At 62.0% G+C, this 20,855-nt stretch carries 23 protein-coding genes and 1 tRNA gene; 16 read left to right on the top strand and 8 right to left on the bottom strand.

Annotation, left to right across the window (positions count from 1 at the left end; all coding sequences use genetic code 11):
- The first annotated feature begins 238 nt into the window (after window positions 1-238).
- The 3 genes from LB577_RS32185 (at window position 239) to LB577_RS32195 (ending at window position 3,732) form a co-directional block, all read left to right on the top strand.
- Window positions 239-2,008, top strand: a complete 1,770-nt coding sequence (locus LB577_RS32185; protein ID WP_224690444.1) for a tetratricopeptide repeat protein — start codon at window positions 239-241, stop codon at window positions 2,006-2,008.
- A gap of 195 nt (window positions 2,009-2,203) precedes the next feature.
- On the top strand, window positions 2,204-3,121 hold the full coding sequence (locus LB577_RS32190; protein ID WP_224690447.1) for an alpha/beta fold hydrolase: 918 nt from the start codon (window positions 2,204-2,206) through the stop codon (window positions 3,119-3,121).
- Window positions 3,118-3,732: a hypothetical protein gene (locus tag LB577_RS32195; RefSeq protein WP_013893396.1), complete on the top strand. Its 615-nt coding sequence runs from the start codon at window positions 3,118-3,120 to the stop codon at window positions 3,730-3,732. Before LB577_RS32190 ends, LB577_RS32195 begins: the two co-directional genes overlap by 4 nt.
- On the opposite strand, the gene LB577_RS32200 is transcribed toward LB577_RS32195, so the two are convergent.
- On the bottom strand, window positions 3,716-4,639 hold the full coding sequence (locus LB577_RS32200) for a metallophosphoesterase family protein (RefSeq protein WP_224690448.1): 924 nt from the start codon (window positions 4,637-4,639) through the stop codon (window positions 3,716-3,718). The genes LB577_RS32195 and LB577_RS32200 overlap by 17 nt on opposite strands.
- Before the next feature lie 53 nt (window positions 4,640-4,692).
- On the opposite strand from LB577_RS32200, the gene LB577_RS32205 reads away from it, so the two are divergent.
- Both LB577_RS32205 and LB577_RS32210 read left to right on the top strand, forming a co-directional pair.
- Window positions 4,693-5,187, top strand: coding sequence for an NUDIX domain-containing protein (locus tag LB577_RS32205; RefSeq protein WP_023779486.1), 495 nt, complete (start codon window positions 4,693-4,695; stop codon window positions 5,185-5,187).
- 75 nt (window positions 5,188-5,262) lie between these two features.
- The gene (locus tag LB577_RS32210; RefSeq protein ID WP_224690449.1) at window positions 5,263-5,745 is read left to right on the top strand and encodes an ABZJ_00895 family protein; all 483 of its coding nucleotides are present in this window, start codon (window positions 5,263-5,265) and stop codon (window positions 5,743-5,745) included.
- A 15-nt stretch (window positions 5,746-5,760) separates the two neighbouring features.
- Here the strand turns inward: LB577_RS32210 and LB577_RS32215 are convergent, their stop codons facing one another.
- Window positions 5,761-6,750 carry a glutathione S-transferase family protein gene (locus tag LB577_RS32215; protein ID WP_224690450.1) on the bottom strand — a complete coding sequence of 330 codons (990 nt, stop codon included), beginning with the start codon at window positions 6,748-6,750 and terminating at the stop codon, window positions 5,761-5,763.
- Window positions 6,751-7,016: 266 nt separating this feature from the next.
- On the opposite strand from LB577_RS32215, the gene LB577_RS32220 reads away from it, so the two are divergent.
- The 5 genes from LB577_RS32220 (at window position 7,017) to LB577_RS32240 (ending at window position 10,711) form a co-directional block, all read left to right on the top strand.
- Window positions 7,017-7,553: a GNAT family N-acetyltransferase gene (locus tag LB577_RS32220; protein WP_023765291.1), complete on the top strand. Its 537-nt coding sequence runs from the start codon at window positions 7,017-7,019 to the stop codon at window positions 7,551-7,553.
- Window positions 7,554-7,644: 91 nt separating this feature from the next.
- Entirely contained in the window at window positions 7,645-8,406 is a 762-nt protein-coding gene (locus LB577_RS32225; protein WP_224690451.1) for a 3-hydroxyacyl-CoA dehydrogenase, read from the top strand.
- A gap of 124 nt (window positions 8,407-8,530) precedes the next feature.
- The gene (locus tag LB577_RS32230) at window positions 8,531-9,310 is read left to right on the top strand and encodes a HugZ family protein (protein ID WP_224690452.1); all 780 of its coding nucleotides are present in this window, start codon (window positions 8,531-8,533) and stop codon (window positions 9,308-9,310) included.
- Window positions 9,311-9,465: 155 nt separating this feature from the next.
- The gene (locus tag LB577_RS32235; protein WP_013893387.1) at window positions 9,466-9,810 is read left to right on the top strand and encodes an ArsR/SmtB family transcription factor; all 345 of its coding nucleotides are present in this window, start codon (window positions 9,466-9,468) and stop codon (window positions 9,808-9,810) included.
- 103 nt (window positions 9,811-9,913) lie between these two features.
- Entirely contained in the window at window positions 9,914-10,711 is a 798-nt protein-coding gene (locus LB577_RS32240) for a TrmH family RNA methyltransferase (protein ID WP_023765288.1), read from the top strand.
- A gap of 51 nt (window positions 10,712-10,762) precedes the next feature.
- Here the strand turns inward: LB577_RS32240 and LB577_RS32245 are convergent, their stop codons facing one another.
- Complete coding sequence (locus LB577_RS32245) at window positions 10,763-11,947, bottom strand: hypothetical protein (protein WP_224690453.1); 1,185 nt, start codon at window positions 11,945-11,947, stop codon at window positions 10,763-10,765.
- Between the two features lie 158 nt (window positions 11,948-12,105).
- Window positions 12,106-12,642, bottom strand: a complete 537-nt coding sequence (locus tag LB577_RS32250; RefSeq protein ID WP_083833235.1) for a DUF1134 domain-containing protein — start codon at window positions 12,640-12,642, stop codon at window positions 12,106-12,108.
- Between the two features lie 437 nt (window positions 12,643-13,079).
- Between LB577_RS32250 and chpT the strand changes: the two genes are divergently transcribed.
- Together chpT and LB577_RS32260 are read left to right on the top strand one after the other, a co-directional pair.
- Window positions 13,080-13,709 (top strand): histidine phosphotransferase ChpT, encoded by a 630-nt coding sequence (gene chpT, locus LB577_RS32255; protein ID WP_013893383.1) that lies wholly within the window; start codon window positions 13,080-13,082, stop codon window positions 13,707-13,709.
- A 247-nt stretch (window positions 13,710-13,956) separates the two neighbouring features.
- Window positions 13,957-14,325 carry a PleD family two-component system response regulator gene (locus LB577_RS32260; protein WP_013893382.1) on the top strand — a complete coding sequence of 123 codons (369 nt, stop codon included), beginning with the start codon at window positions 13,957-13,959 and terminating at the stop codon, window positions 14,323-14,325.
- A gap of 163 nt (window positions 14,326-14,488) precedes the next feature.
- On the opposite strand, the gene ctrA is transcribed toward LB577_RS32260, so the two are convergent.
- Window positions 14,489-15,184, bottom strand: coding sequence for a response regulator transcription factor CtrA (gene ctrA / locus LB577_RS32265; protein ID WP_006203583.1), 696 nt, complete (start codon window positions 15,182-15,184; stop codon window positions 14,489-14,491).
- Between the two features lie 451 nt (window positions 15,185-15,635).
- Between ctrA and LB577_RS32270 the strand changes: the two genes are divergently transcribed.
- On the top strand, window positions 15,636-16,013 hold the full coding sequence (locus LB577_RS32270) for a flagellar export protein FliJ (RefSeq protein ID WP_013893381.1): 378 nt from the start codon (window positions 15,636-15,638) through the stop codon (window positions 16,011-16,013).
- Between the two features lie 73 nt (window positions 16,014-16,086).
- On the opposite strand, the gene LB577_RS32275 is transcribed toward LB577_RS32270, so the two are convergent.
- Entirely contained in the window at window positions 16,087-16,485 is a 399-nt protein-coding gene (locus tag LB577_RS32275) for a winged helix-turn-helix transcriptional regulator (RefSeq protein ID WP_224690454.1), read from the bottom strand.
- A gap of 89 nt (window positions 16,486-16,574) precedes the next feature.
- Here LB577_RS32275 and LB577_RS32280 point away from each other — a divergent pair, with 89 nt between their 5' ends.
- On the top strand, window positions 16,575-17,501 hold the full coding sequence (locus LB577_RS32280) for an NADP-dependent oxidoreductase (protein ID WP_224690455.1): 927 nt from the start codon (window positions 16,575-16,577) through the stop codon (window positions 17,499-17,501).
- A 92-nt stretch (window positions 17,502-17,593) separates the two neighbouring features.
- On the opposite strand, the gene LB577_RS32285 is transcribed toward LB577_RS32280, so the two are convergent.
- Window positions 17,594-17,869, bottom strand: coding sequence for a DUF1153 domain-containing protein (locus LB577_RS32285; RefSeq protein WP_006203587.1), 276 nt, complete (start codon window positions 17,867-17,869; stop codon window positions 17,594-17,596).
- A gap of 298 nt (window positions 17,870-18,167) precedes the next feature.
- Between LB577_RS32285 and mnmA the strand changes: the two genes are divergently transcribed.
- Entirely contained in the window at window positions 18,168-19,358 is a 1,191-nt protein-coding gene (gene mnmA, locus LB577_RS32290) for a tRNA 2-thiouridine(34) synthase MnmA (RefSeq protein WP_224690456.1), read from the top strand.
- A 155-nt stretch (window positions 19,359-19,513) separates the two neighbouring features.
- On the opposite strand, the gene LB577_RS32295 is transcribed toward mnmA, so the two are convergent.
- Window positions 19,514-20,473 carry a Gfo/Idh/MocA family protein gene (locus tag LB577_RS32295; RefSeq protein ID WP_023765280.1) on the bottom strand — a complete coding sequence of 320 codons (960 nt, stop codon included), beginning with the start codon at window positions 20,471-20,473 and terminating at the stop codon, window positions 19,514-19,516.
- Between the two features lie 241 nt (window positions 20,474-20,714).
- Here LB577_RS32295 and LB577_RS32300 point away from each other — a divergent pair.
- Window positions 20,715-20,791, top strand: a tRNA-Met gene (locus LB577_RS32300).
- The last annotated feature ends 64 nt before the right edge of the window (window positions 20,792-20,855 follow it).

A 20,855-nucleotide genomic window follows, 5' to 3' on the forward strand; every position in this document is an offset into this window, starting at 1 on the left:
AGAGCAGCAGCGCTCTCGCGCCGACGTTTTTCGAACCCGAACCGGGCTTGGCCCAAAATGGCCGATGAAGTCGGCGGCGCGCTTCGGGGTCCGCCGCCGACGTCCTGCAGCCGGGCCATTAACCACCGGAAAATTATCCGGTTAGGTACGCGATCGCATAATGGGTGTATACTTGTGTGGAGATGCGGGCACGATATGATCGTGCCTCAACCTGTGCCGACTTCGAGAGGATCGACACTTGCAGCATGCCACGCCTGCCGCCCCCGCAGTGCGCGAGACACTGGAGCGACTACTTGCCAGCGAAACGTTTGGACGGTCCGAACGCGCGCGCAAACTGATCCGCTATCTCGTCGAACGCGAACAGGCAGGCGAAGCCGACAGGCTCAAGGGCTTTTCCATCGCCATGGACGTCTTCGGCAAGGACGGTGATTTCGATCCGTCGACCGATGCGGTGGTGCGAGTCCAGGCTGGCCGGCTGCGCGATTTGCTGCAGCAGTATTTCGCCAATGAAGGCGTCGCCGAACCCGTCCGCATCGCCATTCCGCGCGGCGGCTATGTCCCGGCCTATGAGCTCAACGCGATCCGCCTGCCGGAAATGGCCAACCTTGCCGGGCAGACGGAAGCGCCGGCACCGCCATCCGAGCAGCCGAGCGCTGTTGACATTCCGTCTGCCGCAGTTCTGGCTTCGACTACCGTTCCGGAGCCCTCGGTGGCACGCCATCTCAGGTTCTTCTGGATGGCGATCGCCGTGGTCATCGCCATGCTCGGTGTTCTGATCCTGCGTCAGGGCAGCGGCGCCCTGCTGGCAGGTGGCGACATACCGGCTACGTTCGAGCCCGCCGGCTTGACCGGCAGCATCGCCCGGTCCCCGGCAAGCGAGGCACTGCCGCTCGTCTACCTCGCCGTCAAGGCCAATGGCCAAGATGCCAGCCGTGTGGCAGCATCCTTGCGCGCCGGCCTGAGCGGTTTCGATACGGTCGACTTCATCGGCCGCGAGGCCGCCGACGAGACCGATCCGGTTACCAATGCCACGAGCTTCATCTTCGATATCCTGCCTGGACCGGGCGCGGGCGACATCACCATCGAGCTGCAGAGCATGGCGACCGGCCGGGTGCTTTTGTCGCGCAACCTGACCGCCGCCGACAGCGCGCCGAACGCCGTCGAGGACCGCATCGCCGACATCCTGAGTTCGGCTCTTCCCGCTTCCGGCACGATCTACAACTATATCGAGCAGAGCGGCATGCAGACCGGCCTGACGCAATGCCTGCTGCTCAACGGCAAATACTATCTCGACCAAAACGTCAGAACCCACGGCGCCGCGTACCGCTGCCTTGAAGCCCTGGCCGACAACGGCGCAAAATCGTCGCTGGTCTATTCGGAACTCGCTTCGTTGCACCTCGAGGCGGTGAACGACCACTACGCCTATCCGCCGGATGCGACGATCGAGAAGGCGCTGACGTTCGCCCACCGCGCCATACAGATGGGGCCGACCAGCCCTAACGCGCATCGCGCCTATGGCTACATCTATTCGCGCCTTGGCAATCCCGACGAGGCGCTGCGCTGGATGCGCAAGGCCTATGACCTCAACCCCTACGACGTCTCCATGGCCGCCGCCTATGGTTACGGGCTGATTTTCGCCGGCCGTTACACCGAGGGAACACCGCTTCTGGCTCATGCCGTGGATGCCTCCAGCGGGCATCCGACATGGTGGGATTTCGGACTCTTCGCCGGCGAATTCATGCTCGGCGACATGAACAAGGCAACCATTGCCAGCAACGCCTTGAGAACGACTGCAACAAAATCACACTATCTCGCCGCGCGGCTGATCGGCGCCCAAATTGCCGGCCAGGACAGCCAGGCGCGCAAGCTGCTCGATGAGCTGAGCGCCAAATTTCCGAAATTCGCCGCCAATCCGCGTGCGACTTTCGTCGATCGGAAATATCCGGCCGATTTGACCGAGCGACTGATCGGCGCCCTGCGCGCCTCCGGGCTCGAGAGCGCCAGTTGACGCCATCGACAGCCGCGGCGTGGCGTTATGGTCGGTTCCGTACGCTCCGATCGTCAAATGCCCGGTTGACCGCCGAGTTCTGTCTTCAACCGTACAAATCGCGAAAATTTTACTGGTCATCGCGCCAGCCAAGGAGCAGTTCAGCCACAATTGGCCTCGCTCACCCTGCAACAACAAAAAAAAATTTCAGCATCCATGATTTCATCGCTTCATGCCGCCGAACAAGGTGCTGGTTCGAAGACCATCGTTCTGCTGCATGGCTTCGGTGGTTGCCATGACGTCTGGGGTGAGGTGATCTCTTCCCTGTCGGCTTCGGTGCGCACGCTGGCCTATGATCTGCCGGGACATGGCTTGTCGCTTGATTTCCCGGATGCCGGTCCGGCCAAGGTGGCGGCAAGGGCCATTCTCGCCGATCTCTCAGCGCGGGCACTCAAGCGGGTCCATCTGGTAGGCCACTCGATGGGCGGCGCTGTCGCGGTGCTGATGGCGCTGGCCGATCCGGGAAAAGTCGCCTCGCTGACGCTGTTGGCGCCCGGTGGCTTCGGCCCCGAGATCAACGGGGCGCTGTTGCGCCGCTTTGCCGCCGCGAGCGAGTCGTCCGAGATCCTTGCCTGCCTTGCCGCCATGTCGGGTCCACGCGCGCTGCCTTTTGACCACGCCGCCGATACGCTTTCCGAAATGCGCAGGCGCCCCGGGCAACTGGAAAAACTTGTCGAGGTCGCCGCTGCCATGACCAGGGACGACCGGCAAGGCGTCATCCCGCGCGATCTGCTGGACACGCTGGCCATGCCGGTGATGGTGGTGTGGGGAACTGACGACGCGGTGCTGCCCTTCACCCATGCGGATGGCCTGCCGGCGCGCTTTCATGTGCATCACGTTCTGGAGGCCGGCCATATGCTGATCGAGGAAGCGCCCGTTCTGATCGCCAGGATCATCCTGCGCAACATGAACCATCGCGCGAGACCCGTTCGCCCGAGACTCGCCACCACGTTGCCGCTGAGCGCCATATCCCCGGCGCTTCGCCCCCTGATCTCGCCCCCCATCTCGCCAGTGCATTTTGCCGGCGGCTGTGTTAACTGCGTGTTAACCAAACCCGCGAGGCCACGCCGATGAAGGACGCAGGCGAAAAGATCGATCCGTCAAGCAAACTGTCCGATGCCATCCGTGATGTGAAGAACGCCTTTGCCGACCGCGACGATGTCGTCGTCGACATGCGCGAGGCGCATCGCATGCGCCTCGATCTCCTGGCCGCCGAACTCGCGCCCGTCTTTGCCGACGTTCCAGCCGACATGGACAATTTCGATTTCGTCGTGTCCTCGGGGCTGCAGCCGCGTCTTTGGATCGACGCCGTCAGCCATGTCGCGATGGGCCGTGATCGCCGCACCTACCGTTTCCTCAAGGACACCCGCATCGGCCGTGTGGTGCTCGCCGAATCGACCGAGATGAAGCCGGTTGCCAACGCTGTGACGCGCTATGTCGCCGAGCGCATCGTCGAGCGCCAGAGGATGATGGAAGGCGGGGTCGAACCGGCAATCGCCGGCATGAAGCGCGCCGAGGTGAGCGAGGCGGAGCCGCCGCTGCGGTCGCCACAACGCAGCAAGGGCTGGTCTGCCTTCCTGTCCGGCCTTGGCCTGATCGCCGCCGGCGCGTTGGTCGGCCTGGCGGTGTCGATCGCCCTGTTCTGGGACCGCCTCGTGGCAATGGGGCTCAGCTTGCGGCCATAGCGGCCGGGGCCCCTAGCTCCAGCGTCTGCAGGTCGACAGGCGGTATCGCCGGCCCGGTCAGGCCGCGCCGGGTCAGGCGGATCCGCCAATTGTCCTTTTCGCCGTCGATGTCGAACAGATTGTACTGTGCCGCCGGGTGCTTGCCGCCCGGCGCCTGGCCGGCGGCGGCGACGCCGACAACCGGGACCTTGGCGCCGCGGACCCCGATCTGGAACAGCGACGGCAGATGCGAGTGGCCGTGCAGGACAAGCTCGGCACCATGCCGGCGAATGATCTTGTGGAAGCGGGCGATGCCGAACAGCCGCTTGTGCTGCGGGACGGCGCCACGCACCGGCGGATGATGGATCATGATGGCGCGGAACAGGCCTTGCCCGCCGGTGTCGCGCAGGATCTTGCCGAGCCGCTCCGCCTGCCCCTCCATGAAGAAGCCATTGGCCATGAAGGGCGCCGTGGCGCGCGCCGTCGAGACGCCGATCAGCGCGACATTGCCGCGCACGCGCAGAAAGGGAAAGGCATTGCGGTCGACCGGCGTGTTGATGCCGTCGCCGCTCATCCACGCCGCCCATGAGCGACAGACCTTGTCGAAGGCGCCGGGCACATAGGCATCGTGGTTTCCCGGAACGACGGAAACGTCGTGCGGCGGTCCCAACGTCTCCAGCCAGTGCCTGGCCATCTCGATCTCGCCGTCGAGCGCCAGATTGACCAGATCGCCGGTGACGGCGAGATGGTCGGGACTTTGCGCCTTGACGTCGGCGACGATGGTATCGATGACGGCGTCATGCATGTGGCGGCGGCGGTTGCGCTGCCAGTTGACGTAGCCGAGCACGCGCTTGGAGGCGAGATCGCGATAGGATACATCCGGGAGCGGCCCCAGATGGACATCGGAAATATGCGCGAGCCTGAACATGCATCCTTCATAGGCGACCAGCGCCCTCCTTTCCACCCACGGTTTCGCTACCGATGACGAGCCCGCAAGATCCCTTCCGCCAGACCGGTTGGGCTGGCCTCAGGGCCCGGCTGTTCCATCTCTATTTCGTGCTGCGGCGGCCGATGACGCTCGGCGTGCGCGGCCTGATCCACGATACCGCCACGAATTCCGTTTTCCTCATCCGCCACACCTATGTGCCGGGCTGGCAGCTTCCCGGCGGCGGCGTCGAGGTCGGCGAGACGATGGACGAAGCGCTGGCGCGCGAATTGGCGGAGGAAGGCAACATCGCGCTAACCGCCCCGCCGGCGCTGAAATCGATGCATTTCAACCGCCGCTCCAGCCGCCGCGATCATGTCGGCTTCTATCTCATCGAGCAGTTCGCCCAGACGGCGCCCAAGCTGCCTGACCATGAGATCGCCGAAGCCGGCTTCTTCCCGCTGGACCGCTTGCCGGAAGCAACGACGCCGGCGACACTGCGGCGGATCGCCGAGGTTTTCCAGGGAGAGCCGATTTCTAGTTACTGGTGATTTACGAAATACAGTTATCCTGAACCTCGACTTCAATGATTTTAATTTCACTAAAATCTTATCGAGGGGCGATAAATGGCTTACGAAAGAACAGATACAGTTAGTATATGGCCTTATGTCGGCATTTACATGCTTGTAACGTTTTTGGCCAGCCTGGCCCTGATCGCTCTTGCAATAATTTTTCCGTCATTCATCGCGCTTACCGGAAAGAATGCCTACTTTGGGGTGAATTTCGCCTCTACTTTGACGGCATATTCCCTATTTATACGGAAACATGGAAGAACCTTCCATAGAGGGGAGTATTGGAAAACAGTGGTGTTTTCCACGATAGCCATCATTTTGTTCTCGACGTTTTTCCTTCTGCTTTCGCTCGCTGACGACGACACGGAGGCAAAATTGAGAGGAATCCCATTTGGTGGCTGGGTTGCGATCATGGCATTGGCGACGCTGTTTGCCTTCTGCCTCAACGCCTTCGGTTACTCGAGTTGGTTCGGAAATCGGATGTTGAAAGCCAATCGCAAAAGACAAACGCAACTCGACACCAAACTTTTCCGCTGATCAGCCTGCCGGCTATCAGGCCGCCTTCCTGAACCGTCCCCGGTCATGCGGCGCGGCATAGTCCAGCTCCGGCCCCACGGGCACGATCCGCGTCGGGTTGATCGTTTCGTGGCTGCCGTAGTAATGCGCCTTGATGTGATGCAGGTTCACCGTGCCGGCGACGCCCGGTACCTGATAGAGGTCGCGCAGACAGTTCGACAGGTTGGGATAGTCGGCGATACGGCGCAGATTGCACTTGAAATGACCGGCATAGACCGGGTCGAAGCGCACAAGCGTGGTGAACAGCCGCCAGTCGGCTTCGGTGATGCGATCGCCAACGAGATAACGCTGCTTGGAAAGCCGATCCTCGAGCGTGTCGAGCGCCGAGAACAACGCGTCGAAGGCCTCCTGATAGGCGGCTTGCGTGGTGGCGAAGCCGGCACGATAGACGCCGTTGTTGATGGCGGGATAGACCAGAGCGTTGATCGCATCGATCTCGCCGCGCAAGGGCTGTGGATAGAAATCGAGACCGGCATCGCCCCACTCGTCGAAGGCCGAATTGAGCATCCGGATGATCTCGGAGGATTCGTTGGAGACGATGGTCTGCTCCTTTTTGTCCCACAGCACCGGCACCGTGACCCGGCCGGAATAGGCCGGATCGGCCCTGGTGTAGATCTGGTGCAGGAAGTCGAGGCCGTAGAGCGTGTCGCCGGTGGCGCCGTCCTCGGCGAGAAACGTCCAGCCGTTCGCGCCCATGAAATGGTGCACGACCGAGACGGAGATGATGCCTTCGAGCCTCTTCAACGCGCGAAAGATCAGCGTCCGGTGAGCCCACGGACAGGCAAGCGAGACATAGAGGTGGTAGCGGCCGGGCTCTGCCTTGAAGCCGCGATGGCGGCCCTCGGCCGGTTTGCCGTCACGCGTGATCCAGTCGCGCCACAGCGACTGCGCCCGCACGAACTTGCCGCCGCTGTCCTTGGTGTCGTACCAGCGGTCCTGCCACTTGCCGTCGACCAGCAATCCCATGGGATGTCCTTTCGCCTTTCTCCCTGATGTAGAGCGCGAAGCGGCAAGGCTGAAATCACCAGGGCTGAACAGACTGTCAATCGTTAGGGCCAGTGAACGGGTCGATTGCAGCGGCCGAAAATTGATGCTAGCGGACACTCCGCATGTTCGACTTTGCTTTGATCCGGTTTGACCGACGACGAAAGGGCGCCCGCGCTTGATGAAGCGCTGACTGGCGAATGCTGCCGTTTGCAGCAACCTTTCCTCTCTACCGGAACGCAAAGACCATGAGCCTTGCCGACGTGAAATACCTGCCGGAAACCCCGGCGCATGATGCTGAAATCGAAGCCATCAACGACGAGGCCTTCGGCCCCGGCCGTTTTGTCCTGGCTGCTTACAAGATCCGCGAGGCTGGAGGGCACGAACGCGCTCTGTCCTTTGTCGCCGTCGACGGCGACATCGTCGTCGCTTCGGTGCGCATGACCCGCATTGCCGCCGGCCCCGGACGCGCGCTGATGCTCGGGCCGCTCGCGGTAAGGCCCGCCTTCAAGAATCTCGGCATTGGCCGCCGGCTGGTGGCGATTGCGCTGGAAGCTGCCGCCAAGGCCGGTGCGCCGGCCGTCATACTGGTCGGCGACGAGCCCTATTACGGGCCGCTCGGCTTCAAGCGGATCCCGCGCGGCCAGATTTCGATGCCGCGCCCTGTCGATCTCGACCGCTTGCTGTCGCATGAGATCGTGCCGGGTTCCGTCGCCAAGCTCTTGGGCGAGGTCGGTCACGCCAGTCAGGCCAGGGTCGCCGAGCACATCGCCGCCATGGCTTGACCTTCCCGTTCGATCTGGCACTGATCCTTTCCTGCTTTCACAGGAGGGCCTGCTTTCACAGGAAGGCCTGCTTTACAGAAGGAATGACGCCATGACCCCGAACGGCCAGATCGCAATCGTGACCGGCGGCGGCTCCGGGCTTGGCGAGGCGACGGCTCGGGCGCTTGCCGCCAAGGGTGCCCGCGTCGCCATATTCGATGTCGGCATCGACCGCGCCGCCAAGGTCGCGGCCGAGATCGGCGGCATTGCCGTCCAATGCGACGTCAGCAGCGCCGACAGCGGTGCTGCCGCCCTCGCCGAGGTCGCGTCCAAGCTCGGCGAGCCGCGCATCCTGGTCAACTGCGCCGGCATCGCCATCGGCGTCAAGACGATCGGCAAGGACGGTCCCCATCCGCTCGACCAGTACCGCAAGGTGATCGAGGTCAATCTGATCGGCACCTTCAACATGATCCGCCTCGTCGCCGATCGCGCCGCGAAGCTCGAGCCGCTGCAGGGCGGCGAACGCGGCGTCATCGTCAACACGGCCTCGGTCGCCGCCTATGACGGCCAGATCGGCCAGGCGGCCTATTCGGCCTCCAAGAGTGGTGTGGTCGGCATGACGCTGCCGGTGGCGCGCGACCTGGCCCGTTCCGGCATCCGCGTCTGCACCATCGCGCCCGGCATCTTCAAGACACCGATGATGGCCGGTATGCCGCAAGAGGTGCAGGATTCGCTGGGCGCCGCCGTGCCCTTCCCTTCGCGCCTCGGCGAACCATCCGAGTATGCCGCCCTTGCCCTGCACATCATCGAGAACCAGATGCTGAACGGCGAGACCATCCGCCTCGACGGCGCCATCCGCATGGCGCCGAAGTGATGCATGCCGTCCAAGATGCGAAACGTTTTTGAGAAACGAAATGCATAAAGAGCTAGCCCTTGCCAAACCCGGCATCTTCGTCCGATAAGTGGAATATTAAGATCAACTTAGAAGAGCCGGACCCTTGGGCGAGCGAAAGAAGGATGTGATCCGCGAGACCGATGCCGAGGCGATCCGGCTGGCGAAGACGCTTCTGCGCAGCGCCCGCTTCGGCGCATTGGCGGTGCTGGAGCCACGGACCGGGTCGCCGCTGGTGAGCCGGGTCGGCGTGGCCACGGACATCGATGGCGCGCCGCTGATCCTGGTGTCGATGCTTTCCGCGCACACGCCTGCCTTGCTTGCCGATCCGCGCTGTTCCCTGCTGCTCGGCGAGCCAGGCAAGGGCGACCCGCTGGCGCATCCGCGCTTGACGCTGATCTGCGGGGCATCGCGGCTGGAGCGTGGCTCGAGCATCCACGCCCGCGCCGAGCGCCGCTATCTCAACCGCAATCCCAAGGCCGTCCTCTATGCCGGGCTCGGCGACTTTTCGATCTTTCGCCTCGAACCGCAACGCGCCAGCCTCAATGGCGGCTTCGGCAAGGCCTATCTGCTCGATCGGTCCGATCTCACCGGCAGCGGACCCATCGTCGAAGAGCTTGCGGACAGCGAACAATCCGCCATCGAGCACATGAACGCGGAACATCTCGACGCGGTCGCCGTTTACGCACATCAGTTTGCCAGGGCATCCGGCGAGGGCTGGACCATCGCCGGATTGGATGCCGACGGCATGGACTTGGTATCGGGGGATAATGTTTGCCGGGTTTTCTTTCCGCAACCCCTGGTGGCAGCAGGTGAATTGCGGCCCGCTTTGGTTGAAATGGTCAGGAGCGGCCGCACAATGATGAAGACAAATGACAGAACTTAATTGCATTTGATCAAAAGCAATGCTTGAGATTTGGAAGAAATGTTCTACGCTCAAGGGGTGGCGCTGACTCGTCAGTGTCCTTTCGCAAGTGAATTTATGGATTCAGGCGCCATTGCCCCCATGGCACCTCGATGAGCAAACAGCATGGGGCATTTATGGTCTCGACAAAGCTAATCGCCAACGCTGAACCGGCGGCCGAATTTTTGATGCTTATGGGCAACGAAAAACGGCTGTTGATCATGAGCTATCTGATCGACGGTGAAATGTCGGTCGGCGCTATCGCCGAAAAGGTGATGCTCAGCCAATCCGCCCTCTCGCAGCATCTGGCCAAGCTGCGGGCGCTCGATTTGGTGGACACCCGCCGCGACCGTCAGATGATCTACTACTCCTGCAAATCCGATGCGGTGCGCGAACTGCTTGTCATGCTGGATGGTATTTTCGGCAGCGGCAAGGAGGACCTGTCCCAGATGGCACAGAGATTGCGCCGCGCCGGGACTTGACCGGACGCTTCTGCGGCCGTTTACCTCGCCGACGATTTCCAGAGCGTGGCTAGTGCGTCCTTTCCGACGCACGATCCGCGCTCTCGATCTTTGAGCAGGGGACATGAACCCAATTCGCATCGACGACCCGCAGGATCCGCGTGTCGCCGCCTATCTCGATATCCGCGAACGCGATCTCGCGGGCCGGCAAGGCCGCTTCGTTGCCGAAGGCAAGGTGGTGCTCGACCTGCTTTTGTCGTCGAGACGCTTCAGCGCCGAATCCGTCCTGGTCCTGGAAAACCGGCTGGGCGGCCTGAAGGACACGCTGGACAAGGCACCCGCGGATCTGCCGGTCTATGTCGTCACCAGCGCGGTGATGGACGCGATCGCCGGCTTTCACCTGCATCGCGGCATCCTGGCCATCGGCCGCAAGGAGACGCCGCAGCCGGCCGGCCCATTGCTGGATGCCTTGCCCGCTCTGGCCCTGGTTGTGGTGCTCGTTGGCATTTCCAACCACGACAATATGGGTTCGATCTTCCGCAACGCCGCCGCCTTCGGCGCCGATGCGGTGCTGATCGACGCGACATGCTGCGATCCGCTGTACCGCAAGGCGATCCGTGTTTCGGTCGGCGCCGCGCTGAAGATCCCTTTTGCGTCTTTCACCGACACCGCCGGCTTCACGGCGATGCTGGCTGAGCGGGGCTTTGAACAGTTCGCCCTGTCGCCACGCGGACGGACCGACATACGCGATGCAAAGCCGGCCGGGCGTCTGGCGCTCTATCTCGGCACCGAGGGCGAAGGCCTGCCCGAAAGCCTGCTCGCGCGCCTGCAGACCGTACGGATAACCATGGCGGACGGCTTCGACAGCCTGAACGTGGCAGCCGCCTCAGCCATTGCCCTGCATCATTTCTCGCACCGCTAAGGCATGTCGCCCGAAAGTGACTTCGGTTTTGGGAGAACGACAGCCGCAGCCTCAGGTAGCATCCGCATTCTGCAAGGCTCGCACTCGATCGGCGAGGCTGCGGTCGCCGCCGCTGGGCCGGCTGTCCTGCGGTACCGCCAACGCCTTGGCGATCGGCGAATCGGGCCCCTCGAGCTTGGCCGTCAGGTGGACGACTTCCGCCGCCAGCTCGTTCATCTGCTCGCGCAGCGCGGCACCGCCATTCGTGGTGCCCGATGATGCCATGGCGCCAAGATCCGCCTTGAGCCGCTTGTTCTCGCGCGCCAGCGCCGTCAGCCTGGCCTCCAGCCGTTCGCGATCGCTGTCGAGCTTGGCGATCGCCCTATCCAGCTCATCGCGCCTTTCAGCCTCATCACGCTTGGCAGCCTCATCACGCCTGTCAGTCTCAAGCTTGTCGGCCTGATCAGACTTGCCGACCAGCCGCAGAGCCGGTCCGCCCTCCTCGGTTTTCGCTTTTTCGCGCAGCCGCGCCAGATCCTTTTCGCGGCGATCGAGCTTGTCCTCGCGATCGGCGAGCGTGGCGAGCAGCCGTTCGACCTTCTTGTCGAGTTCAGCCGTCCTTTTCTTCTCGGCCTTCAGGGCCTCGCGCGCTGCCTTGCTTTCGGCCGCGATCTCCTGTTGGCGGCGGTCCGCCTCCTTGCGCTGGCCGCGCAGCAGCGAGATGTCACTGGCAAGCTTCTGCAATTCGGACTCGCGCGCCACCAGCTCGATCTGCCGGCTGCTGGAAGAAAAACTGGCGTCGTCATACATGTGCTCCAGCTTTTCGAGCTCGAGCGCCCGCTTTTCCAGCTTTCGTTCGGTTTCCTTTAGCCGTTCCGAAAGCTGATGCAGTTCCTCTTCGCGCTGCCGCAGCGCTTCATCCTTGGCGCCGAGTTCGGCGAGCGCGTGGTTCTTTTCCGTGCGCTCGACGGCCAGCCCCTTCAACGCCTCGCGGCCGCGATTGATCTCGACGAGTTGTTCGGCTGCCTTCTCGCGCAGCGCCTTGACGTTCATCTCGAGGCGGCGCGCCGACATGGCGTACTCGGCCCGGATCCGGTCCTTGTCGGCCTGGATCTCGGCCCGGGTCAACGGGATCGAAGCTTCGATGCGCCTGCGGGTCAGGGCGACGGCTCGCCTCCAGACCGCCGGAGCGATCATCAGCGCCAGAAAGCCGGCACACAGAAAGCCAAGGGCAAAGAACAGGACCGACTGAACCAAAGGACTACCCGCTATCGGCGGCAACCGCCTGAACTGGACCGTACCATATTGGCATGGCGGAAATCCGGCGCTGCGGCAAGGGCTTGCCGCAGCGCATTGGGGATCACGGTCCTACAAACCCCGTCGAAAAGCCGGCTTTGCGGCACGACGGGCTTCGATCAAAAGGGATTCCACGTCGCCCGCTCGGTCAGTTTCAGATAGCCGAGATTGACGCCGAGCCGAGCACCGACACCGGTTCGGATCGGCACCAAAAGCACATTGTTGTTCTTCAGCACATTGAAGCCGACACCCGCCACGACATAGGCCGACCCCGCCACGCCGCCGTAGCGGTTGTAGAGGTTGCCGACGTCGTCCAAGTTGTAGACCAGCATCATCACCCGGGATCCCTCGCCGCCGAAATCCCAACCCAGCGACGGGCCCTGCCAGAACACTTTGTGGTCACCGGCATTTTTTGTGTAGAGCGTGCCTTCGCCATAGGTCAGGCCGCCGATGAGCGCGCCCGAGCCCTCCTCGCCAAGCAGGTAGCCATTGGGCAGGCCGTAGGAAGCGAAGATCTTCTCGATGACGGTGGCCAGCCCGCCCGATGTCGCGCCGAAGAACTTGTGACCGGAATCGACAATCTCCTGAGCGGTATATTCCTGGGCCCGCAGGGCTGAAGTCGAGAAGACGAGAGCACCCATGAGCGCGATCGCCATTGATACGACACGGACAAATGTCCGGTCTGGTATGACACGGAACAGGTTCCGGCCAGAGGTGACACGGAAAAAGGTCCGGTCATAGAATCGGGAAAACATGCTTCCAATCTCCGTCAGGGAGCACCTTCGCCGACGCCTGGCACCACATACGGCTCTTTAGGCGGCCGTTAAGGGTAACTGTTAGGGGCAAACTATGCCGTAATCCTTTTTCAACCATTAAGCTCGCACATGAACATGGCGGTTCGAAGGCTGTTTGGGGTCGCTCATACGGGCGGCGGCCTGCGTGAACGCGCCATTTGCCATAACCACAATTTTGGATTTGTTGCTGCACGCACGGGCGCTGTGTATTCAAACAGCCTGGGAGCGAGCGTGATTCGTGTTGGCAGGCGACGATCGATCGCTCGGCCGTGTTGTGAAATTTGCAGGGATTTTCGCCAATGGCCGATCTGTTCACCCTTTCCGCACCTGATCTGGCTGCACTTTTGTGCAGCCGCGTCTGCCACGACATCATCTCGCCGGTCGGAGCGATCAACAACGGGCTCGAACTGCTCGACGAGGGCGGCGCCGATGAAGACGCCATGCGGCTCATCCGCCAGAGCGCCAGGAACGCCTCGGCCCGATTGCAGTTCGCCCGCATCGCCTTTGGCGCGGCCGGCTCGGCGGGCATGATGATCGATACCGGAGACGCCGAAGCCGTCGCCATCGCTTTCCTCAAAAACGAAAAGCCGGAATTGGTCTGGAACGGGATCCGAGCGCTGCTGCCCAAGAACAAGGTCAAGCTGCTGCTCAACCTGCTCCTCGTTGCCAACGCCGCCATCCCGCGCGGCGGCAAGCTGGTCGTAACGCTGGAGAATCTCGAAACCGAGCCGCGCTTTTCACTCTCGGCAAGCGGGCCGATGCTGCGCGTACCGCCGAAATTTCTTGAACTGCATTCCGGCCACAAGCCGGAAGAGCCAATCGATGCGCATTCGGTCCAGCCTTATTACACGCTGCTTCTGGCCCGTGAGGCCGCCATGACGATATCGATCCATGCCACGGCGGAAGAAATCGTGCTTTCAGCGGCCTGAGTACCGGGTCGATCTGCACGGAGTACAAGTATTTTTAACAGCGTAATATTAGCGCGATCGGTGAGTTGGAAGCGTTGAGCTTTCTCCCAAACGACCACATCGAAGCATCTGCAAGGAAAAGTCAGTCAAATGGCATCTTTGCAAAAATTTTACCCAATGCCTTTTCGGCTTCTTTACCAGATTGGCTTATGGTGCTCCTCGATGCCCCGACGCTACCGGATTGCCAAAAGGCAAAGAGGACTCGGAAATGAAACGCTGCATGTTCGTCGACGATTCGAGCGTCATCAGGAAGGTTGCAAAACGCATCCTGGGCGGTTCCGACATGATGATCATCGAAGCAGCGAGCGGACTTGACGCACTGGAGATGTGTGCCGCCGACATGCCTGACATCATCGTCGTCGACGGCGCCCTGCCGGACGTGCAGGCGGTTGACCTCATCCGCCGCGTACGCGCCATGGAAAGCCCGATCAGGCCGCAGATCCTGATCTCGCTGGTCGAGCTCGATATTGCGTCGATCATGCGGGCCAAGCGCGCCGGCGCCCAGGGCTATCTCCTGAAGCCCTTCAACCGCCCGCAGCTGCTCGAGCGCTTTCGCGCCTTGAAGATCGCCGCCTGATTCGGGCCTGGAGCAGTTCCGGGAAAAATCCGGGACGCTTTTCCGCAAGCATTCGCTCCGCAAGCATTCGCCCCGCAAGTATCCGCCCACATGAAGTATCTGCCCATCACGCAAAAAACCCGGCCTGAGCCGGGTTTTTATCGATGGTGAAGGCGTTTGCAGCTCAGGCGCTGACGCGGATGTCTTCCGGTTCGCGCAGCACATAGCCGCGGCCCCAGACCGTCTCGATGTAATTCTGGCCACCAGACGCGGCATCGAGCTTCTTGCGCAGCTTGCAGATGAAGACGTCGATGATCTTCAGCTCCGGCTCGTCCATGCCGCCATAGAGGTGGTTGAGGAACATTTCCTTGGTGAGCGTGGTGCCCTTGCGCAGCGAGAGCAGCTCCAGCATCTGGTATTCCTTGCCGGTGAGATGCACGCGCTGGCCGCCGACCTCAACGGTCTTGGCGTCGAGATTGACCACCAGGTCGCCAGTGGTGATGACCGACTGGGCATGGCCCTTGGAACGCCGCACGATGGCATGAATGCGCGCCACCAGCTCGTCCTTGTGGAAAGGCTTGGTCATGTAGTCGTCGGCGCCGAAGCCGAGGCCGCGTACCTTGTCCTCGATGCCGGCCATGCCGGAGAGGATGAGGATGGGCGTCTTTACCTTGGAGAGGCGAAGCGTTCTCAAGACCTCGTAGCCGGACATGTCGGGCAGGTTGAGATCGAGAAGGATGATGTCGTAGTCGTAGAGTTTGCCGAGATCGACACCCTCTTCGCCGAGGTCCGTCGTATAGACGTTAAAACTTTCCGATTTCAGCATCAGTTCGATGCTTTGTGCGGTTGCACTGTCATCTTCTATCAGCAGAACACGCATTTCATTCCCCTTTTCTGCCGCCGGACCATTTCACGACCCGTCCTGCCCCGGAGCAGTGGTTGCCTTGTGCAGAGGCTGCCATTGAATGGTTAACAAAACCTAATTTCCCGTCCATGACGGTATCAGATTTTTTAACCCCTTTCTACACCCTCTTGAATCTAATGACGAATCACAGACCAAAATTCCTAATGCAACACATTAACAACCTGGACTAAGTGACTCCAGGGACTCATCAAGGCGGCTTCGCTTCGGCGGCCGGAATTTTTACCCGGCCTTAAGTCCTGACCCGTATGATTAACAATGCCCGTAAACGAATGGTTACCGTCGGCAAAAAACTTTAGGGTTTTGTTTCCCATAGTTCGGGGAATGCCGGTGGACATGGGCAGAGCTTGGGCCTTTCCAGGCGGTTTGGACGATATGTGCGGGTGTGCGTTTCCGGGAGTACCGAATCATGAAGTCACGTGAAAACCTCGTTCGGCTGAAACAGTTTCAGGTGAATGAGAAGCGGCGTCAGCTTCTGCAGCTCGACATGATGATCGCCGAGTTCGAACGCATGGCGGTCGAACTGGAGCTTCAGATCACCGCCGAGGAAAAGAAAGCCGGCATCACCGACATCAACCATTTTGCCTATCCGACCTTCGCCAAGGCGGCGCGTTTGCGCCGCGACAACCTTAGAAATTCGCAAAGCGACCTCGCCCAGCAACGAAGCGCTGCCGAATCATTACTCGGCGAAGCTGAAGCGGAGCTTTCCAAGGCTGAAATGCTGGAATCGCGCGACACCAAGATCCGCGAGACCGAAACCGGCGGCCGCAGCGCCATGATCGGCTGACATCCGCGTCCCGAGCGCGTCCGCCCGGCGCGCGCAACCTACCGGGCGACGGCCTCGAGAGGGTGAACCGGCTCTAGGCGGCCCAATCCCCTTCATTTGCGGCAATCGCCCTTGCGCGGGCATCCTTGATGTCCGGTGCGTGCTGCTCGGCCCATGACCTGATCTGGGTGAGCAATCCCGCCAGGTTCTGGCCAAGCTCGGTCAGCTCATATTCGACGCGTGGCGGAATAACCGGATAGACCTCCCGCCGCACCAGGCCGTCGCGCTCCAGCACGCGCAATGTCTGCGTCAGCATCTTGGGCGTGATGCCTTCGAGCTTGCGGGCAAGCTCGCCATTGCGCTGCCGACCTTTGCGCAGCGCGCAAACCACCAGATAGACCCATTTGCTGGCCAGCATCTCGAGCACGGTGTGCGACGGACATGTCCGTCGGAACGCGTCATAGCCCAAGGGGCAATTGTCTTCACTATCCATGGGGTACCCATATATCAAAAAGGTACATACTGGGCAAGAGATTATTACTATCCAAATGATAGTGGCAGCAATGAAGCAGGAGACACCCCATGCGTGCCGTTGTCCAGAATACTGTCGGCGGACCCGACGTCCTCGTCATTGCCAACCAGCCTGATCCCTGGCCCGAAGCCGGCGAGGTGCTGGTTCGAGTCAAGGCCGCCGGCATCAATCCCGTCGATGGCGCCGTACGCGCCGGCTATTATCCCTTGCTTGGCGAGCCGCCCTTCATCCTCGGCTGGGACATCTCGGGGGCGGTCGAGGCGCTGGGCGACGGCGTCACTGCCTTCAAGGTTGGCGACGAGGTGTTCGGCATGCCGCGCTTCCCCAAGCAGGCAGCGGCTTACGCGGAGCTGGCGGCTGTCCCTGCGGATGAAATAGCACTCAAGCCCAGGAGAGCCGACCACATCCAGGCCGGCGCATTGCCATTGGCGAGCCTTACCGCCTGGCAAGGCCTTGTCCGCCATGGCGGACTGAAATCGGGCCAGCGCGTGCTGGTGCATGCGGGTGCCGGCGGTGTCGGCCATCTGGCGGTGCAGATCGCCAAGGCGCGCGGCGCTTACGTCATCGCCACCGCCAGCCCGAACAAGGTCGATTTCGTCCGCAAGCTCGGCGCCGACGAGGTCATCGACTACACCAAGGGCGATTTCACCAGCCAGATCAGCGACATCGATCTGGTGCTGGAGCCAGTGGGCGGCGACCATGCCGATCGCTCGCTGAAGGTCATCAAGCGTGGAGGCGTGCTGGTGTCATTGCTTAATGTCAACGACGCCATGCGAGCCGATGCCGCCGCGCGCGACATCCGGGTCGAGCGCATGTCCGTCGTGCCCGATCGCGAAGGCCTGGTGGAACTTGGCCTCTTGATCGACGCGAACAAGCTCACCGTCCATGTGGCGAAGAGCTTCCCGCTTGAAGAGGCCGGCGCTGCCCACGCCTTTCTCGCGACCAGGCCGATCGGCAAGGTGGCGCTGACGGTCTGACCGCCAGAAATTGCTCGAAAAACACCAGAAACCGTTTCGAAAAACAAAGGGCGCGGAATGCCGCGCCCTTTGACCGTGTTCAGGCCGGCTCTTTAGTGCCGGTATTGCTGGATGCGCGTTGTGCGCAGCCCGGCGAGACCGTATTCGTCGATCGACGCCTGCCAGGACAGGAATTCCTCTGTGGTCAGCTTGTAGCGTTGGCAGGCCTCTTCGAGGCTCAAAAGTCCGCCACGCACCGCCGCGACCACTTCCGCCTTGCGCCGGATGACCCAGCGACGCGTGTTCGTCGGCGGCAGATCGGCAATCGTAAGGGGGCTGCCGTCAGGCCCGATAACATACTTGACTCTAGGTCTAACCAGATCGGTCATCGTACTCTCTACAAAAAACTCAAAGACCCAATCCCCGCCACGTTACCGCCACAGCTTTAAAAATTGCCTAAGCAGACCCTAATGACTAGGTAAGGATCGTGAACGCCGCGTTAGTCTTTTCGCCGGCATTTGAAATATCTGGCTGGAAGCCTTGAATTGGCCGGGAAAATCCGCCTGGTCGCGGATCGGCCACAAGCCGTGAATTGGCCCGTGAATTGGCCTGCAAGCTGGCGCCGCCGGAAAGCTTGACCTATATTCTCGACATTGGCATTCAGGTGCCGCGCAGAATGAAAGCACCATGAACAGTCTCGATCTTCCCGGACGTCCCGAAAACACCCGCATCGTCGTCGCCATGTCGGGCGGCGTGGATTCGTCCGTGGTCGCCGGCCTGCTGAAGCGCGAGGGTTACGACGTCGTCGGCGTCACCTTGCAGCTCTACGATCATGGCGCGGCGACGCACCGGGCCGGTTCATGCTGCGCCGGACAGGATATCGACGATGCCCGCCGGGTCTCCGAGACGCTCGGCATTCCCCACTACGTGCTCGATTACGAGGAGCGGTTCCGCAAGGCGGTCATCGACCCGTTCGCCGAGAGCTACGTCGCCGGCGAGACGCCCATCCCTTGCGTCTCCTGCAACCAGACAGTGAAGTTCGCCGATCTTCTGGCCACCGCCAAGGAGCTGGGCGCCGATGCGCTGGCCACCGGCCACTACATCCGCTCCGGCGCCAACGGCGCCCATCGCGCGCTCTACCGGCCGGTCGATGCCGACCGCGACCAGAGCTATTTCCTGTTCGCCACCACCCAGTCGCAGATCGACTATCTCAGATTTCCGCTCGGTGGCCTGTCGAAGCCGCAGGTTCGCGCCATTGCCGAGGAGATGGGGCTGACGGTCGCGGCCAAGCAGGACAGCCAGGACATCTGCTTCGTGCCGCAGGGCAAATATTCCGACATCATCGCCAAGCTGAAGCCTTCAGCCGCCAATCCGGGCGACATCGTCCACATCGACGGCCGCGTGCTCGGCCGCCATGAAGGCATCCTGCGCTACACGATCGGCCAGCGCCGCGGCATCGGCATCGCGTCCGGCGAGCCGCTCTATGTCGTCCATCTCGACGCCGAACGGGCCCGCGTCGTGGTCGGCCCCCGCGAGGCGCTGGAGACGCACAAGATCTACCTGCGCAACATGAACTGGCTTGGCGACGGGCAGCTCACCGATATTCCCGCAGGCGGCATCGAGCTGTTCGCCAAGGTCCGCTCGACCAGGCCGCCGCGCCCGGCGGTGCTGCGCCACGAGGCAGGTGTGACTTCGGTCGAATTGGCCGACGGCGAGTCCGGCATCGCGCCAGGACAGGCCTGCGTGCTCTATTCCGACGACGGCAACGAGGCCCGCATCTTCGGCGGCGGCTTCATCGAGCGCTCCGAGCGCGGCGCCGAGGCCGAGGCGATGCTCAGCCGGCTTGCCGCAAGGCCGCCGCAGATTCCGGCCGAGTAAACTCTACCCTCAGAGACCGTTTCGAAATTCGCTCTGGCGAGCCATATGGTGGTGATTTCGAGAACCGGAGCGCAGCGGACATTTGGGTCCGTGAGCACCGGAAGCGCAGAAAACGCCGTCAGATGGCCGCCAGATTAGAGTTTCCAAACGGTCCCTCAGGACTTGGTGTGGGTGACCGTGCCTGCCGTCAGGATGCGCAGCACCCTGATCGCTTCCTCGCCGCTGGTGCGTGGCTCGGCCCGCGTCTCGATGCACTGGATGAAATGCTCCAGCTCGCGCGTCAGCGGCATGCCTTGCGCGACCGCGACATAGGACGGCTCATTGGTGGTGAACGCCCATTGGCCGCTGTCCTGCCACACCGCATGGCGATAGACGGCAAGCTTGCGCTCCCAGGGCTCGACATCGTCGAACACCGCCATCGCCTTGGTGCCGACCACGGTCAGCCGCCGCTCGCGATAGGGATTGAGCCGTGACGCGAAGAGGTGGCTGCGCAGGCCGTTGGGAAAGCGCATGTGCAGATGCGCGAAGTCGCTGAGATTGTCGAGCAGGGCCGCCCCCTCGCCGCGCACCTCGATCGGCTCGGTGCCGGTGATGGCCAGGATCATCGACAGATCGTGCGGCGCCAGGTCCCACAGCGCATCGTTCTCGGTGTGGAACTTGCCGAGGCCGAGCCGATGCGAGTGGATATAGCGGACCTCGCCGAGTTCGCCCTTGTCGATCAGCCCCTTCAGCGTCTCGAAGGCGGGGTGAAAACGCAGGACATGTCCCACCATGAAGACGCGGCCATTGTCCTTGGCCGCCTGCACCGAGCGCTCGGCATCCGCGACCGTCAGCGCGATCGGCTTCTCCACCAGCAAATCCTTGCCACTTTCGGCTGCGCGCACGGAAAGGTCGGCATGGAACTGCGGCGGCAAGGCCATGACGATGGCGTCGATGTCGTCGCGGACGAACAGCTGGTCGGGCTCGATCGCCAGGCAATCCTGTTCGCTGGCAAAGCCTTCGGCGCGCGCGCGATTGGCGTCCGAGACCGCGTGCAGCGCGCCGAGTGCCTTGAGGGTGCGGATATGGTTGCTGCCCCAGTATCCGCAACCGAGGACTGCAATGCGCGGCTTCATCTGTTTCAAACTCTAAAAACTCGTGGCCGAGACATAGCGACGTGCCCCTTCGAACTCAACCCCGGCGGCTGCAACCAAATGTCGGCGCGGCAAAGCTTTTTTCGGCAATGAGAATATGCGGCGATATGGAATGCTTCGAAGCTTGACAGGCTCGCCCTCCCAACCTTATATCCGCGCGACCTTGGCGAACGCCTCGAAATGCCTTTCCATCTAAGGCGGATTTCGGGCCTTTCGCCGCCCTGGCGGGGTAGCTCAGTTGGTTAGAGCACGGGAATCATAATCCTGGGGTCGGGGGTTCAAGTCCCTCTCCCGCTACCACTTCCAACCCACTATCGTACGTAACGGCGGCGTTGAAGCGGCTGCCTAGTCCGGTGGGCTTTTC

The sequence above is a fragment of the Mesorhizobium sp. B283B1A genome, assembly GCF_020165735.1.
Lineage (GTDB): Bacteria > Pseudomonadota > Alphaproteobacteria > Rhizobiales > Rhizobiaceae > Mesorhizobium > Mesorhizobium opportunistum.

What these genes read in the sequence shown, in the direction of transcription:
- LB577_RS32190 (WP_224690447.1), top strand. Translation starts at nt 2,204, where the DNA reads ATGATTTCATCGCTTCATGCCGCCGAACAAGGTGCTGGTTCGAAGACC.
- LB577_RS32195 (WP_013893396.1), top strand. Translation starts at nt 3,118, where the DNA reads ATGAAGGACGCAGGCGAAAAGATCGATCCGTCAAGCAAACTGTCCGAT.
- LB577_RS32200 (WP_224690448.1), bottom strand. Translation starts at nt 4,639, where the DNA reads ATGTTCAGGCTCGCGCATATTTCCGATGTCCATCTGGGGCCGCTCCCG.
- LB577_RS32205 (WP_023779486.1), top strand. Translation starts at nt 4,693, where the DNA reads ATGACGAGCCCGCAAGATCCCTTCCGCCAGACCGGTTGGGCTGGCCTC.
- LB577_RS32210 (WP_224690449.1), top strand. Translation starts at nt 5,263, where the DNA reads ATGGCTTACGAAAGAACAGATACAGTTAGTATATGGCCTTATGTCGGC.
- LB577_RS32215 (WP_224690450.1), bottom strand. Translation starts at nt 6,750, where the DNA reads ATGGGATTGCTGGTCGACGGCAAGTGGCAGGACCGCTGGTACGACACC.
- LB577_RS32220 (WP_023765291.1), top strand. Translation starts at nt 7,017, where the DNA reads ATGAGCCTTGCCGACGTGAAATACCTGCCGGAAACCCCGGCGCATGAT.
- LB577_RS32225 (WP_224690451.1), top strand. Translation starts at nt 7,645, where the DNA reads ATGACCCCGAACGGCCAGATCGCAATCGTGACCGGCGGCGGCTCCGGG.
- LB577_RS32235 (WP_013893387.1), top strand. Translation starts at nt 9,466, where the DNA reads ATGGTCTCGACAAAGCTAATCGCCAACGCTGAACCGGCGGCCGAATTT.
- LB577_RS32240 (WP_023765288.1), top strand. Translation starts at nt 9,914, where the DNA reads ATGAACCCAATTCGCATCGACGACCCGCAGGATCCGCGTGTCGCCGCC.
- LB577_RS32250 (WP_083833235.1), bottom strand. Translation starts at nt 12,642, where the DNA reads ATGGCGATCGCGCTCATGGGTGCTCTCGTCTTCTCGACTTCAGCCCTG.
- chpT (WP_013893383.1), top strand. Translation starts at nt 13,080, where the DNA reads ATGGCCGATCTGTTCACCCTTTCCGCACCTGATCTGGCTGCACTTTTG.
- LB577_RS32260 (WP_013893382.1), top strand. Translation starts at nt 13,957, where the DNA reads ATGAAACGCTGCATGTTCGTCGACGATTCGAGCGTCATCAGGAAGGTT.
- ctrA (WP_006203583.1), bottom strand. Translation starts at nt 15,184, where the DNA reads ATGCGTGTTCTGCTGATAGAAGATGACAGTGCAACCGCACAAAGCATC.
- LB577_RS32270 (WP_013893381.1), top strand. Translation starts at nt 15,636, where the DNA reads ATGAAGTCACGTGAAAACCTCGTTCGGCTGAAACAGTTTCAGGTGAAT.
- LB577_RS32275 (WP_224690454.1), bottom strand. Translation starts at nt 16,485, where the DNA reads ATGGATAGTGAAGACAATTGCCCCTTGGGCTATGACGCGTTCCGACGG.
- LB577_RS32280 (WP_224690455.1), top strand. Translation starts at nt 16,575, where the DNA reads ATGCGTGCCGTTGTCCAGAATACTGTCGGCGGACCCGACGTCCTCGTC.
- LB577_RS32285 (WP_006203587.1), bottom strand. Translation starts at nt 17,869, where the DNA reads ATGACCGATCTGGTTAGACCTAGAGTCAAGTATGTTATCGGGCCTGAC.
- mnmA (WP_224690456.1), top strand. Translation starts at nt 18,168, where the DNA reads ATGAACAGTCTCGATCTTCCCGGACGTCCCGAAAACACCCGCATCGTC.
- LB577_RS32295 (WP_023765280.1), bottom strand. Translation starts at nt 20,473, where the DNA reads ATGAAGCCGCGCATTGCAGTCCTCGGTTGCGGATACTGGGGCAGCAAC.